The organism is Candidatus Methylobacter oryzae (genome assembly GCF_003994235.2).
In the GTDB taxonomy this organism is placed as follows: Bacteria; Pseudomonadota; Gammaproteobacteria; order Methylococcales; family Methylomonadaceae; genus Methylobacter_A; species Methylobacter_A oryzae.
Genome location: NZ_RYFG02000026.1, coordinates 40,704 through 55,033, shown reverse-complemented (window position 1 = coordinate 55,033; position 14,330 = coordinate 40,704). Strand labels below are relative to the sequence as shown.

Sequence of the window (14,330 nt, the reverse complement as noted above, 5' to 3'; positions counted from 1 at the left end):
ACCGGCAACTACCGCATCGTAAGGCCATTGCGATAGTTGCCGGTTTCGGGGGCTATAAGCAGCCGGAACAAGCGCCCGGCGTCGCTTTGTAATTTCCTGTCGTTAAAAACCAGTCGCTGAGCGTGCCGTTGGACTGAATATTGGTGTGGTAGTGATAGACCGGAATGCTTGGGCTATCCGGCGTTGTTCCGGCATGGCCGCCATAAATATCCAGCGTCGGCGTACTCCCATCCTGGTCCTTGCGACCGTAAATGAAATAGCCGTCGCGTAAAACGCCAATCAGGTTGCTGTCGTTGTATGAGATTGAGTAGGGCTCGGTGTGATAGTGGTACTTTGAGCCTGCCGGATGTCCCTGGCACTGATCAAACGAATATGCCTCTTTGTAAATGTCGTCTCCCGGCGCGGCGCTGTTGTTAAATAACGAGACGCCGTTGATCGCAGCGCCTACGACGCCAAGAGGCATGCGACCGCTTTTGCCGCCCGGCGCGAGCGGAATCGTCATGCTGATGTTTTGGGCGCCGATAATGCCGGGATCCGGAAAAGAGGGCGAATAAGCCGTATAACAAGCATTGCCGGCGGTGAAGTAGTTACTTTTGTAATCCGGCTGGCTGTCAGTAGTCAGTATGACGTTGGAGCCGCTTTTGGTCAGCGTGACTCGACAAGAAAATTTGAGCCAAGCGCCGGTCAATCCTTGAGCGACCCGGCTGGCTTGGCAGGCACTGGTATCGCGGTTAATCAGCGCGCATCCGGAGGTAACTGTTGTCGTGGCTGCGGTATTGGCCGTTAGCGAGCATGAATTTAAAGTGGCTGCTGTTTTGACCGAGGCTTTTAGCACGTTATAGCGCAACGACTGATTACCAAATAATCCATTGGTATTCGTATCTACGCCAAAATACATATAGTAATCGCCTGTAGCCAGGTTTGACGTATTTAATACCTCAAAAGGATTAAGAGTAGTTAACGGGCCTTGATAGCTAACGGCTAATTTATTCTTGTCGGTTCCGACACTAATCCATCCTGTCGGATAGATCCATGAATACCAAGAGCCTGATGGGGTATTGGCTGCTATCCACCAAGTTGCGTTAGTGCCTGAAAGACTGCCGGGATCCAAGTCGACTATTACAGAAAGCGCATCGCTTGGTTTTAAAGTAACCTGGTCGGCCAAGCCGTTACCCTTAATATTAATTTTTGGGTCTGTTCCGCTGTTTACAATAGGGGAACACAGGTTCAGTAGAACAAAAGCCAAATTAACCGAGCGTCTCGCGCTTATCATTTTCGTATCTCCAATATAAAAGGGGTATTGAGTGAGCCGGCAATACTATCGCTCTTGCCGGGCTGATATTCATATTATTAGGGTAAATCTTATTAGATCCGGAAACTTGAATAATCATTTTGTGATCTCAAAATACTAACAAATACAATCGCGTTAACCTCGCGACTTGTTTTTTATAATTTTTAATTAAGACAACTTTGCTCTAATGATTACATCGGTTTTGTAATGAGGAGATTGCAATGTTAGACGAATTTAAATTTTCAATTACGTTGCTGCAATCCTATCTAAAATGGATTGTAAATATGTCGTCGGCAGGAGGAACAGCGTTGGTCCTGTTTCTTTTCTTTGTTTTGTGCGTGATTCTTGAGTCTTGCTTTCCCAGGGAAAAACCGCAGGCCGGGCAGTTGCGCCAGTCTTATCGGGCGAATATTGAATTGTTTGTTTTCAACAGTTTTGTTATATCTTTGCTGTCGATTCCATCGTTGTTGGTTCTGGCCGAACGATACTCCGGCAAGGGCTTGTTAAATTATGTTTCGGACCCGGCCTGGAAAGCGGTGCTTTCGTTCCTGGCGATGGATTTGCTGTTGTACGGCGTGCATAAAGCCAGCCACAGCTTCGATTGTTTATGGATGTTTCACAGAGTGCACCACAATGACCGTTATTTGAATGTTTCAACGGCGTTTCGGATACATTTTGTCGAGATTGTCATCATCAACCTGATGAAAGCGTTATTGATCGTTGCGTTAGGGATACAAAGCGCATTGGTGCTTGCGAATGAGACGGTTATCACGTTTTTTACGATGCTGCACCATACCAATATTTCATTCCGGGGTGAGCGGTTTTTGGGGCGGATCATTATTACGCCGTACCTGCACCGCGTTCATCATTCGGTTCAACGCAACGAGCACGATAATAATTACGGCTCGGTTTTGTCTGTATGGGATCGTTTATTCGGAACTTTGGCAGAGTTGAAACCTGCGCAAATAGGCGTCAAGGGCAGCTCGCCGCAAGACCTTGTTCATCTTATAAAGTATGGTTTTACCATGACGCCAGGTTCGCCTGTTAACCTTGATAAAATGATCGCCGAAGCCGCCTACTACAAAGCTGAAAAGCGCGGCTTTCGCCCAGGGAATGAGCTTAAAGATTGGCTGGAAGCAAAAAGAGAGATTATCGGATCGGTTTACGGCGATAAGCCGGGCAAAACAAGCTGGTAGAAACATGATTAGCTTTTGCCGGGGATAGTTTAAGAACGGGTTGGTCGGGGCATTTTTCCGGTCAACCCGTTTTTATTAACGGAGGTCTGACAGACCTCTTTTATCGAATCCGGCGTTATTGTTGGTACCTTTTCGTTAAAACAGCCACATCAAAAGACAAAGTCCAATCTGTATGCGTTTTTTTAGGTATCTTCCAGAATTAAATTATAATCAATAAAGTATTGCCGCGTTCCAGGTAAAAACACATATAGCCAATCAACACAAGGGGAAATCAATGGAAAGAAAAGAAGCGATGGACTTTATGATTAAGTTGCTCAAACTTATGCTGCATAAAGAAGGGTCCGATCTATTTATTACCGCTGGTTTTCCGCCTGCCATAAAAATCAAAGGCAAGATGACGACGGTTTCCCAGCAGCCGTTATCGGCTAACGATTCCAAGGCCCTGACGCAGTGCATCATGAATGATAAGCAGCTCAAGGAGTTTGAAGAAAGCCAGGAATGTAATTTTGCGATTGCGCCGGCCGGGCTATGCCGGTTCCGGGTCAATGCCTATGTTCAGCAAGGTTGTCAGGGCTTGGTTATCCGGGTTATCGCGTCGGAAATTCCCAACTTCGACAAACTGGGCCTGCCGCCTGTTTTAAAAGACGTGATGATGAACAAGAACGGCCTGGTCATCATGGTCGGCGGCACCGGTTCCGGTAAATCGACGTCGATGGCGGCAATGATCGACCATCGCAACGCAAACAGTTACGGTCATATTATTACGTTGGAAGATCCTATTGAATATGTGCATCCGCATAAAAACTGCATCATCATGCAACGCGAAGTCGGCGTCGATACGAAGAGCTGGGAAGCAGGGCTGCACAATACGTTACGGCAAGCCCCCGACGTTATCGTGCTCGGTGAAATCCGTAGCGAAGAAATTATGAATTACGGATTGGAATTTTCCCAAACCGGCCATTTGGCAATGGCCACCTTGCACGCGAACAATGCGAACCAGGCGATTGACCGGATTTTGGGTTTTTTTCCGATAGAGAAGCAAGCGAAGTTGATGCAGGATATTGCGGTCAATTTACGCGCGATTATTTCCCAGCGTTTGGTTAAGACCGTGGATGGCGGGCGTTGTGCGGCGATCGAGATTTTATTGAATACGCCGCTGATTTCCGACTATATCGCCAAAGGCGAGTATGCGAGCATCAAGCCGTTGATGGCCAAGTCCCGCGAGCTGGGCATGCAAACCTTTGACCAGGCCTTACTGGATCTTTATCAGGCCGGCAAAATAGATTATGAGGAAGCCTTGAGAAATGCCGACTCTCAAAATGAGTTGCGCTTGCAGATCAAATTGGCATCCGGCGAAGACCGGTCAATGGGCGGGCTTTCATTGCAATCTAAAGATGACGGCGGCGACGAAGAATAATAAAGCTATCCCGTGTAGACAGATTGATCACTCTCCATCTTACAAAAATCAGATACCGATATGACCCTGACACCTTATTTAAAATTAATGCTGGAAAAAAAAGCGGACAGCCTGTCATTGAAGGCCGGTTCCCCGGCACTCTTGGGATTAGCCGGTGAGGAATATCCCTTGGGAAAAAATGAGCTGACTTCAAATGTCATCAAAGAAATTACTTTCAGCCTGATTAACGATGCCCAGAAGCAGGAGTTAGTACAGAACAGGGCGTTAAAGTTCGATTGCTCGGCACCTGACGGCGAGAAATTCCTGGCTGACGTCAAGGTCGAAGACAACGGCTTGGTGCTGTTTATCGTTCCCGAATCGGTATTGGCAAAAAACAAAACAGCAGAGCAGCCGGCAGAAAGCTACCGGATTCTGGGTGAAGCGCCGGAAGACGATTTAAACATCCTGCCGTATTTGCACGAGATGATTAAACTGGATGCCTCGGACTTGTTCTTGACGGTCGGTTCGCCGGTGAAAGCCAAAATCTACGGTCGTGCGGTGCCGTTGGACGATTTCCTGTTGACGCCCGAGCTGACCCAATCAGGAGCTTTCGGGATTATGAATCAGCAACAAATCGACGAGTTTTTAGTTACCCGTGATTTGGATTTCGCGATCAGCTTGCCGGACGGCAGCGCGCGTTTCCGGGCCAACGCCTTCTACCAGCGCAAAACCGTCGGCTTGGTGCTGCGCTTGATTCCGTCGAAGATTCCGACCGGCCAGGAGTTGGGCACTCCGGACATTTTGATGGAACTGATCATGTCCAAGCGCGGCTTGCTGCTGATGGTCGGCGGCACCGGTTCCGGCAAATCGACGACCTTGGCGGCGATGATCAACCATCGCAACGCCAACTCAGCCGGCCATATCCTGACCATTGAAGATCCGGTCGAATTTTCGCATCCTAACCTGAAATCCATCGTCAACCAGCGCGAAGTCGGCGTCGATACCGACTCGTACGCCAGGGCGCTGAAAGCCAGCTTGCGGGAAGCGCCGGACGTGATTTTGATCGGCGAGATCCGCGACCGCGAAACCATGTCGGCCGCGCTGGAGCTGGCCAACACAGGCCACTTGTGCATTTCGACGATGCACTCGAACAACGCGAACCAGGCGATGGAGCGGGTCATCAATATGTATCCCCGGGAATATCATGCGCAACTGTTCATGGACTTGGCGGTCAACCTGAACGCGGTTATTTCCCAGCGCTTGATTCCCGACACATCGGGCAAGCGTTGCGCGGCTATCGAGGTAATGATCAACACGCCGCATATCGCGAACCTGATATTGAAAGGCGATCTGCACGAGATTAAGGACGCAATGAAATCCAGCGGCAGTAAAGGCATGAGAACGTTCGACGACGCGCTGTATCTTTTATACAAGGACGGCAGGATCAGCTTGGAAGAGGCGCTGAAGAATGCCGATTCCAGCAATGACTTGGAAGCTAGGATTAATTTTGGTTGAGATGGTTGTCCACGAAAAGCACGAAAAAGTTTTATAGCGCAATCCGTAAGGCTTTCGTTTACAGGTACTTTGTCTATCGTGTTATTCGCGGTGCCAATTATTCATTGCGTTTTTTCGTGTCTTTTGTGTTTTTCGTGGACAAATGTTTTTATCCGTGAACATCAGTCGAGCCCGTGTCATCCGAGTTCTATTTTTCTAGCCATTGCATTGGTAAGAAACCGGTATAATGCCCCGATTTTTTTCCAATTCTTGAGCAATATGAGTACACAAAGAAAAGCAGTAGCATTAATTTCCGGCGGACTGGATTCAATGCTGGCGGCTAAAACCATCATGGATCAGGGCATCCATGTCGAAGGCATCAACTTCTTCACCGGCTTTTGCGTTGAAGGCCATACCCACGCGATCAGGGCCAAAGACAAAGACAAACCGAAACGCAACAACTCATTGTGGGTCGCCGAGCAGCTGGGCATCAAGCTGCATATCGTCGACGTGATCGAAGAATATAAAGACGTGTTGATCAACCCGAAACACGGCTACGGCGCAAACATGAATCCTTGTCTCGATTGCAAGATTTTCATGGTCAACAAGGCCAAGCAATGGACCAAGGAAAACGGTTTCGACTTCATCATTACAGGCGAAGTGATCGGTCAACGGCCGATGTCGCAACGCAAAGCGACGATGCCGATCATCTCCCAGGAATCGGGCGCCGACGATTTGTTATTGCGGCCTTTATGCGCAAAAAGCTTGCCGCCGACACTGCCGGAGCGGGAAGGCTGGGTTGACCGGGAAAAGCTGCACGATTTTAGCGGACGCTCACGCAAGCCGCAGATGGAACTGGCCGAACAATACGGTTTTGTCGACTATGCGCAACCGGCCGGCGGCTGTTGTTTCCTGACCGACGCCAATTATTCGGCCAAGCTAGTCGATTTATGGAAAGCGCGCGACGGCAATAAGCAATACGATCTGGACGACGTGATGCTGTTGAAAGTCGGCAGGCACATCAGGCCGAGCCAAAACTTTAAAGTGATCGTCGCCAGGGAAGAAGGCGAAGGGCGCTTTATGCAAGGTTACAAAAAAGAGTTTATTACCCTGAATTGCGTCAGTCATGCCGGGCCGCTGGTTTTAGTGGACGGCTCGCCTTCCGCGGAAGACTTGTTCATGGCCGCAAGAATCACCGCGCGTTACGGACAAGGCCGCAATGCCGAGCAAGTCGATGTGAATATCGCCGGTAAAGACGGTTCCGAAAGAGTTATTCAGGTCAAGCCGTTCGGCGCCGACGAAATCCCGCAGGAATGGTATATATGAACAGAGAAACGTTGAATGCCCGCCGCTTGTTGTGTCCGCTGCCGGTTATCCGCACCCAGGACAAAGTCAAGCAGCTTAAAGCCGGCGACCGGTTGGAAGTGATTTGTACCGATCCGGGCGTGATGCAGGATATTCCGGCTTGGTGCCGTATCAATGGGCATACGGTGCTGGAAACTATTTCCGGCGATAATGAATACATTATTATTCTGGAAGTGGGCGGTAATGGCTGAAGTTTCAGCCGTTATTTCGTTTCCACGTAGCGCGTGGGAACGAGAAACTATACAGACAGCGGGCTAATCATGGCTGAAGTTTCGGATGCCGTAAAAATAGATAAATTAAAAGCCAGGGCCAGCTATGTCGGGGCGGCGGTTAATGTACTCCAGACGCTGATCAAAGTCGGTTTCGGCATCCTCGGTCAATCCGCGGCGTTGATCGCCGACGGTATTCATTCGCTATCGGATTTGCTCAGCGACCTGCTGGTCATTATCGCGGTTAAATTAGGCAGCCGCGAGGCCGATCATGATCATCCTTACGGTCATCGTCGCTTCGAAACCATTGCCACCGTTATTTTAGGCGGTAGCTTGATAGGCATCGGCGGCGCTATTGTCTGGTCGGTCATGGAGCGGATGGCGAACCCCGAGAGCCTGCCGGTGCCGAATCCGTTGTCGTTGAGCGTCGCCGCGCTGTCTATCCTGATTAACGAGTGGCTATACCACTATACCAAGCGCATCGCCAAAACGACCCGCTCCAAATTGCTGCTGGCCAATGCCTGGCATCAGCGTAGCGACGCGATTTCGTCGCTGGTCGTGTTGATCGGCATCGGTGCGGTGATGATGGGCTATCCGCTGGCCGACGGCATTGCGGCTGTTGTTGTCGCGTTGATGGTCGCCAAAATCGGTTTGAATTTGGTATTCGAAAGCATCAAGGAATTGGTCGATACCTCGTTGCCGCCGGCGCTGGTCGCCGAGATCAGGAATGCAATCCATGCGATAGACGGCGTCGAAGGCATCCATTTATTGCGCACCCGGCAGATGGGCGAGGACGCGCTGATCGATGCGCATATCGTCGTCGACCCGCGTATTACCGTGTCGGAAGGCCACATGATCGGCGATATTGTCAGGGACGATTTGATTAAGCGTTTCGACGATGTGATGGACGTGCTGGTGCATGTCGATCCCGAAGACGACGAAAGCCTGCAAGAGCAAATCAGGCCATTGTCTCGCGGCGACGTGAGACGGCTATTGGATCGTTATCTGCCGGATTTCAAGACCGTGATAGAGGATTTCAGGATTCATTATCTGGACGGCCAGATCGAAGTGGAAGTGATTTTACCTTTTGCGCTGAGCCAGCAGCCGCAACAGTTAGAAAAAATAACAAAACAATGCAAACGGATGCGTGTCGAGGTCAAAAAAATCGATAACGTGTTTGTGTTTTTTAAAGTTTAACAAGTGTTTTACAAATTCAGAATTCACCACGAAGACGCGAAGAAATAAAACTTCGTGCTCTCGGCAACTGCTCCTGCGTTGCTCTACCTCCTGCATCCGTGCAGTCGTTCGTGTCTTCGTGGTGAATCTTATAATCAAACAGGGCTTAATTTATGGCAGTAGGGCAGTGCAGTTTTCCAACCATGCATCCGGTAGCGGGCATTATGCTCGGCACCGCGAACGCAGGCATCAAGCAAACCGTCCGGGACGACATCCTGGTCATACAAATGGCCGAGCAGGCAACCTGCGCGGCGGTTTTTACGCAAAACGCTTTTTGCGCGGCGCCGGTGCATGTCGCCAAAGCCAATCTGGCCCGTTCGCCGCGCTGGTTGCTGATCAATTCCGGCAATGCCAATGCCGGCACCGGCGAACAAGGCATGAAGGACGCATTGGCGACCTGCGCCGATTTGGCCGCAGTCGTCGGCGGCGAAGCCCGGCAAGTGCTGCCTTTTTCGACCGGCGTCATCGGCCAGACGCTACCGGTCAATAAAATCAAAGCTTCGTTGCGTGAAGCGGTGTTCAACCTTGATGTCAATAACTGGGGCAAAGCGGCCCAGGCGATCATGACCACCGACACGTTCCCGAAAGGCGTGTCCAAAGTCATCGACATCGACGGCCAAACCATTACGATCAACGGCATTTCCAAAGGCGCGGGCATGATCCAGCCAAACATGGCGACGATGTTGGGTTTCATGGCGACCGACGCGAAAATCGACCAAGCGCTGTTGCAGGAATGTCTGGCGGCAGCTGTCGAGCAATCGTTCAATCGCATCACCGTCGACGGCGATACCTCGACCAACGACGCCTGCGTGTTGATGGCCAGCGGGTGCTCACAGGCGCCGGAAATCACGCGCGACAGCGAGCATTACCCGGCCTTTGCCGATGCGGTAATGACGGTCTGCAAATTATTGGCCGAAGCGATTGTCCGCGACGGCGAAGGCGCAACCAAGCTGATGCGCATCGTTGTCGAGCAAGCCTTGACCGATGAAGAAGCGGTGCGCGTCGGCAAAACCATCGCCCACTCGCCGCTGGTCAAAACCGCGTTCTTCGCCAGCGATCCGAACTGGGGCCGGATTCTGGCTGCGGTCGGCCGCGCCGGCGTCGAGAACATGGTGCTGGAAGATGTGGAGTTGTATTTGGACGACGTTTGCATCGTCAGGAACGGCGGCCGGGCCGACGATTACACCGAGGAAGCAGGGCAGCGGGTCATGGACCGGGAGGAAATCACCGTGGCCGTCAAGTTGGGCCGCGGCAGCGCTGTGCAGGAAGTTTTGACCTGCGATTTTTCGTATGATTACGTGAAGATCAATGCGGAGTATCGGACCTAATAACCGTAGCGTTGCAGGGCTGTAGGGGTGACTTCAGTCGCCCTTTGCCGCTTGCACTCCAACTGTTGTGTTTTAACGTTCCCACGCTTCGGCGTCTATCTTAATATGCATCCACTCCAAGTCGCCGTAGGCGTAGTCAAAAATCCCGAAGGAAAAATCCTGATCTCCTACCGGCATGCCGCGTTGCATCAAGGCGGCTTGTGGGAGTTTCCCGGTGGCAAGATCGAGCCTTCCGAAACAGCGGAAGCCGCGTTGGCGCGCGAACTGAAAGAAGAGCTGAACATTGACGTCGTCTCGGCCGTTCCGTTAATTACGATACGCCACCGCTATCCCGACCGTTTCGTGCAACTGAACGTATTCCTGGTCGAGCAATTTTCCGAAGAAGCAGAAAGCTGCGAAGGCCAACCATTCAAGTGGGTCGCGCCTTACGAACTCGATCAATACGAATTTCCGTCCGCGAACCGGCCGATTATCGCCGCCGCCAAACTGCCGCCTTATTACGCGATTCTGGATGATTCGGCCCCCGATTTGCTGTTGCCGAACCTACAAAAAATATTGAACAGAGGCATAAAATTGATCCAAGCGAGGTTGAAAAAACTATCGCCCGCCGCTGTCGCAACATTTATCGAGCAAGCCTATCCGTTATGCCAACGGCATCAGGCTGTACTGCTGATGAATTCCGCCGTTGACTGCCCGGCCGCTGTAGACGGCATCCACCTGACCAGCCGCGACTTGATGATGCTGACCGAGCGCCCCGAAAACTGCCGGTGGCTGGCCGCGTCATGTCATAATCTTGAGCAATTGCAACAGGCGCAAAACATCGGCGTGGATTTTGCCGTACTGGCCCCGGTGTTGCCGACGCAAACCCATCCGGGTGCGACAACATTGGGTTGGGAGCAATTTGCCGACCTAGTTGCTCAAGTCAACCTGCCGGTTTACGCGTTGGGCGGCATGACCGAAGCCAGTTTGGACCGCGTCAGGCTCCGAGGCGGTCAAGGCATAGCGGCGATTCGGGCGTTTTTGGATTGAGTATTTGCAAGATGTGGTGAGTGGTAGCGAACCGCATCGCATCGATTATGCAGGGTGGGCTGATTTAAGCTTAGCGTTATGCGTTTCATTTTAAGCTTCGATAGATATTTCTGAGCAACGTCTTCTCCTCTTCATTGTCAGAAATCATCCCCTTTAGTGCTATGTACGCCAATTCTTTAACCTCTTCTAAGTTTTTGTTGTTAAAGTGAATAATGTCCTTGTAATCATGCCAGCGCAAGCCTTTTTCCTTTAACACGATTTGAAACGAGTAGTTATTAGTATCGCCATATATTCGTATAGAGTGATGTTTATATTTGCAGCTAATATAGTGTTTGCCTTTATTTGTCAGACCGCTTTCCCAGTTTGAATCATGAACAAATTCACTAATATTCTTGTAGGACTTAATAAGATTGCTGCTTAAAAGTCGATCTTCTTGGGTCAGATGCCCGATGCAAGTGCTGCCGACTACCTTGTAGCCACAGTCGGGATGATAAGTGAGATAGGCATACCTTATTTCATTTCCACAGCCTTTCCTTTCACATACTCCATCCAGTCCACCCAGATCTTCAATCGAAATTAAGGTCCACCCTCTATCCGGCTCGATCAGCTTATGTGCTTTAGCATGACATCCTTTGCAAAGGGTTCGGCAGTCGCTTAGCGAGTATTCCCACGGTGGCTTTCCTCTAATGTAAAGTTCATGATGGACTTGGAGAGTCACATCAGACTCGCTTCTTCCGCACTGCAAGCATTTGTATGCGTCTCGTCGCTTTACTCTTTCAGAAAAGTCGTGCCATTTTTTATTTATATATATTTTCCTTGTTGTGCTCATAGCTGTATACAACCTTGGGCTAACTTCTACATGAATAACGATTGTAGCTTATTCAATAACGTCATAGCTATGGCGACAAGGCGCACGTCATTTAGTTTAGCCGCAAAAACTTACGCAATTACTTAAAATAGACACGGTTGCTAGGGTATGTAGCGAACAGTATCGGATGAAATCACTGCGCTATATTTATTCAAGGTGCGCACGGCGTACTCTATGAAAGCCAAGAGTATGTTAATATTAGCTTTCTGGATTTCTTATTGCTTTGACATGACTCATCCGTCTTCCCCCGCTCAACTAATCGACCGCTTCGGCAGAACCGTCGATTACCTGAGAATCTCGATCACCGACCGTTGCGATTTCCGTTGCCTGTATTGTATGGCTGAAGACATGACGTTCCTGCCGCGCGAGCAGGTTTTGTCGTTGGAGGAGATTTATACGCTGGCCTTGGCTTTCGCCGAGTTGGGCGTGAAAAAAATCAGGATTACCGGCGGCGAGCCGTTGGTCAGGAAAGGTGCGTTGGAGCTGCTGCATAATATCGGCCGTATCGAAAGCCTGAACGAGCTTGTTATAACGACCAACGGTTCCCAGCTTGAAACGATGGCGCCGTCTTTAAAAGACGCGGGCGTCAAACGCATCAATATCAGCCTGGACACGCTGGATGCCGATAAGTTCAAGGCGATAACCCGCACCGGCGATTTGCATCAAGTGCTCAGGGGGATTCAGGCTGCCAAGACGGCAGGATTTGAGCGGATAAAAATCAATGCAGTCATTCTTAAGGACAGAAACCATCTGGAAGTGAACGACTTGGTCCGTTTTGCGGTCGATAACGGCATTGATATTAGCTTTATCGAGGAAATGCCGCTCGGCGTCGTCAGTCAGCATGACCGGGCCGAGGCTTATTATTCGAGCGATTTGATCAAGGCCGATCTGGCGCGGCAGTTTACGTTAATCGCCACGCCTGAAAAAACCGGCGGGCCGTCGAATTATTTTACCGTGGCCGGGACGCAAACCCGGGTCGGTTTTATTTCTCCGCACAGTGAGAACTTTTGCAGCACCTGTAACCGCGTGCGTTTAACGGTTGAAGGCCGTTTGTTGCTATGTCTTGGCAATGAGCATTCGGTCGATTTAAAGCAAGTCATCAGGGCTAATCCGGGCAATATGACGGTGCTGAAGCAGGCTATCGTTGACGCGATGTCGATTAAGCCGGAAAAACACGAATTTAATATCAACGAGCAGCCCGTTATATTGCGGTATATGAGCATGACGGGGGGGTAAATGTTAATTTTGAGTTATTCCCCTAGGCCTTGAATGGAACACGGATGACACGGATTAGACTGATTGCCGCGGATTTTTTTACTCAGCCTAAAAGGTAGGAGCGCTACCGGCTTTGAACATCCTCAGGTGTTATGAGTACATAAAAATCTGTGTAAATCCGTTTGACTCGCGTCATCCGTGTTCCATTAGAGCAGTTACAACATAATCTTTTTATCTTTGAACTTTCCTAACGTTTTTACGACGCCGAAGCTCAATAGTTACACTTAACCAAATCGAGACCTTTCGGGCGGCGCGTCCTTAGTCTTGAACCTTTTATTCTTCACCATTTACCTGAGATTTTAAAAAAATGTCTTTCGCCCAGCTTGGTTTAACCGACGAACTCCTTAAAGCCGTAGCCGACCAAGGCTATGTCACGCCTACGCCGGTGCAACAAAAAGCCATTCCGTTGATTCTTGAAGGCAAGGATGTATTGGCCGGTGCGCAAACCGGGACCGGAAAAACAGCCAGTTTCACGTTGCCGTTATTGCAACGCTTGCTCGAGAATCACGATCCGCATCAAAAGCCGCGCCGTGTTCGCGCCCTGATCTTGGTGCCGACTCGCGAGTTGGCTATACAGGTTTTTGAGAGCGTAAAAACCTATGGCGCCCATTTGCCGTTCCATGCGGAATCGGTGATCGGCGGTGCGAGCATCGGTATACAGACGCGTCAATTGCGCCGCGGTTGCGATATTGTCGTGGCAACGCCGGGACGCTTGATCGACCATGTGCGGCAGCGCAATGTCAATCTGGCCAATGTCGAAATACTGGTGCTCGATGAAGCGGACCGTATGCTCGATATGGGCTTTCTGCCCGATATTAAGCAGGTGATGGCGCTGATCCCCAAGCAACGGCAGAGCCTGCTGTTTTCCGCCACCGTGCCTAATGCGATTAAATCGTTGGCGGCGCAGTTGTTGAATAATCCGCTTGAGGTCGAAGTCGCCAGGCAAAATGCGACGGCCGATACCGTTTCGGAGCGTATTTACGGCATTAATCGCGAATACAAGCGTGAATTGCTGTCCTACCTGATCGGCAGCAATAATTGGCAGCAGGTACTGGTATTCGTGCGCACCAAACATGGCGCCGACCGCTTGGAAAAACAGTTGATCCAGGACGGCATCCGTACCGCGGCGCTGCATGGTGACAAAACCCAGGGCGCGCGCAACAAGGCGCTTGATATGTTCAAAACCGGCAAAGTGTCGGTGCTGGTCGCTACCGATATTGCCGCGCGCGGGCTGGATATCGACGATTTGCCGCATGTGGTGAACTTCGATTTGCCGCAGGTGCCGGAAGATTATGTGCACCGGATCGGCCGTACCGGACGCGCCGGTTCAAGCGGCGAGGCTTTGTCGCTTGTGTGTCCCGAGGAAGCTTGGATGTTGGCCGAGATTGAAAAACTGTTGAAACGGCAAATTCCGCGCGTGGCCGATACCGGTTATGAACCGGTTTCATTGAAAGTGATCGATGCGCCTAAAAAGAATGCGCCGAATAAAAATACCGGTAAAAAAGATTATCGTCATACTAAAAAACCGGCAGCTCGCAGCCGCGGCGCTAAGCCGGCCGGAGGTAACAAGCGTGGTGAAACGAGAGGCGGCAGGTCGGGTTCGAGGGGAAGGGGGGTAAGGCAAGATATTGCCTGAAACGAGT

General features: G+C 50.6%; 12 protein-coding genes. 10 read left to right on the top strand and 2 right to left on the bottom strand.

Annotation, left to right across the window (positions count from 1 at the left end):
- Positions 1-52: 52 nt before the first annotated feature.
- Positions 53-1,273 (bottom strand): YHYH protein, encoded by a 1,221-nt coding sequence (locus EKO24_RS05850; protein ID WP_127027204.1) that lies wholly within the window; start codon positions 1,271-1,273, stop codon positions 53-55.
- A 239-nt stretch (positions 1,274-1,512) separates the two neighbouring features.
- Here EKO24_RS05850 and EKO24_RS05845 point away from each other — a divergent pair, with 239 nt between their 5' ends.
- From EKO24_RS05845 to EKO24_RS05810, 8 genes are all read left to right on the top strand, one after another.
- Positions 1,513-2,487 (top strand): sterol desaturase family protein, encoded by a 975-nt coding sequence (locus EKO24_RS05845; protein ID WP_127027205.1) that lies wholly within the window; start codon positions 1,513-1,515, stop codon positions 2,485-2,487.
- A gap of 274 nt (positions 2,488-2,761) precedes the next feature.
- On the top strand, positions 2,762-3,904 hold the full coding sequence (locus EKO24_RS05840) for a PilT/PilU family type 4a pilus ATPase (RefSeq protein WP_127027206.1): 1,143 nt from the start codon (positions 2,762-2,764) through the stop codon (positions 3,902-3,904).
- A gap of 60 nt (positions 3,905-3,964) precedes the next feature.
- A complete protein-coding gene (locus EKO24_RS05835) occupies positions 3,965-5,398 on the top strand; it encodes a PilT/PilU family type 4a pilus ATPase (protein WP_127027207.1) in 1,434 nt (477 codons plus the stop codon).
- A 258-nt stretch (positions 5,399-5,656) separates the two neighbouring features.
- Positions 5,657-6,703 carry a tRNA (5-methylaminomethyl-2-thiouridylate)-methyltransferase gene (locus EKO24_RS05830; RefSeq protein WP_127027208.1) on the top strand — a complete coding sequence of 349 codons (1,047 nt, stop codon included), beginning with the start codon at positions 5,657-5,659 and terminating at the stop codon, positions 6,701-6,703.
- Complete coding sequence (locus EKO24_RS05825; RefSeq protein WP_127027209.1) at positions 6,700-6,933, top strand: sulfurtransferase TusA family protein; 234 nt, start codon at positions 6,700-6,702, stop codon at positions 6,931-6,933. Before EKO24_RS05830 ends, EKO24_RS05825 begins: the two co-directional genes overlap by 4 nt.
- A gap of 69 nt (positions 6,934-7,002) precedes the next feature.
- Positions 7,003-8,148, top strand: a complete 1,146-nt coding sequence (locus EKO24_RS05820) for a cation diffusion facilitator family transporter (RefSeq protein WP_127027210.1) — start codon at positions 7,003-7,005, stop codon at positions 8,146-8,148.
- Between the two features lie 152 nt (positions 8,149-8,300).
- A complete protein-coding gene (gene argJ / locus EKO24_RS05815) occupies positions 8,301-9,515 on the top strand; it encodes a bifunctional glutamate N-acetyltransferase/amino-acid acetyltransferase ArgJ (protein ID WP_127027211.1) in 1,215 nt (404 codons plus the stop codon).
- A 105-nt stretch (positions 9,516-9,620) separates the two neighbouring features.
- Positions 9,621-10,544, top strand: coding sequence for a Nudix family hydrolase (locus EKO24_RS05810; protein WP_127027212.1), 924 nt, complete (start codon positions 9,621-9,623; stop codon positions 10,542-10,544).
- Positions 10,545-10,629: 85 nt separating this feature from the next.
- On the opposite strand, the gene EKO24_RS05805 is transcribed toward EKO24_RS05810, so the two are convergent.
- A complete protein-coding gene (locus tag EKO24_RS05805) occupies positions 10,630-11,262 on the bottom strand; it encodes a hypothetical protein (RefSeq protein WP_143733182.1) in 633 nt (210 codons plus the stop codon).
- Positions 11,263-11,640: 378 nt separating this feature from the next.
- Between EKO24_RS05805 and moaA the strand changes: the two genes are divergently transcribed.
- Together moaA and EKO24_RS05795 are read left to right on the top strand one after the other, a co-directional pair.
- Positions 11,641-12,648 (top strand): GTP 3',8-cyclase MoaA, encoded by a 1,008-nt coding sequence (gene moaA / locus EKO24_RS05800; protein WP_127027269.1) that lies wholly within the window; start codon positions 11,641-11,643, stop codon positions 12,646-12,648.
- Positions 12,649-12,994: 346 nt separating this feature from the next.
- Complete coding sequence (locus EKO24_RS05795) at positions 12,995-14,323, top strand: DEAD/DEAH box helicase (RefSeq protein WP_127027214.1); 1,329 nt, start codon at positions 12,995-12,997, stop codon at positions 14,321-14,323.
- The last annotated feature ends 7 nt before the right edge of the window (positions 14,324-14,330 follow it).

Bases quoted from the DNA above. Each gene is read 5' to 3' on its own strand.
- EKO24_RS05850 (WP_127027204.1), bottom strand. From the start codon at position 1,273: ATGATAAGCGCGAGACGCTCGGTTAATTTGGCTTTTGTTCTACTGAAC.
- EKO24_RS05845 (WP_127027205.1), top strand. From the start codon at position 1,513: ATGTTAGACGAATTTAAATTTTCAATTACGTTGCTGCAATCCTATCTA.
- EKO24_RS05840 (WP_127027206.1), top strand. From the start codon at position 2,762: ATGGAAAGAAAAGAAGCGATGGACTTTATGATTAAGTTGCTCAAACTT.
- EKO24_RS05835 (WP_127027207.1), top strand. From the start codon at position 3,965: ATGACCCTGACACCTTATTTAAAATTAATGCTGGAAAAAAAAGCGGAC.
- EKO24_RS05830 (WP_127027208.1), top strand. From the start codon at position 5,657: ATGAGTACACAAAGAAAAGCAGTAGCATTAATTTCCGGCGGACTGGAT.
- EKO24_RS05825 (WP_127027209.1), top strand. From the start codon at position 6,700: ATGAACAGAGAAACGTTGAATGCCCGCCGCTTGTTGTGTCCGCTGCCG.
- EKO24_RS05820 (WP_127027210.1), top strand. From the start codon at position 7,003: ATGGCTGAAGTTTCGGATGCCGTAAAAATAGATAAATTAAAAGCCAGG.
- argJ (WP_127027211.1), top strand. From the start codon at position 8,301: ATGGCAGTAGGGCAGTGCAGTTTTCCAACCATGCATCCGGTAGCGGGC.
- EKO24_RS05810 (WP_127027212.1), top strand. From the start codon at position 9,621: ATGCATCCACTCCAAGTCGCCGTAGGCGTAGTCAAAAATCCCGAAGGA.
- moaA (WP_127027269.1), top strand. From the start codon at position 11,641: ATGACTCATCCGTCTTCCCCCGCTCAACTAATCGACCGCTTCGGCAGA.
- EKO24_RS05795 (WP_127027214.1), top strand. From the start codon at position 12,995: ATGTCTTTCGCCCAGCTTGGTTTAACCGACGAACTCCTTAAAGCCGTA.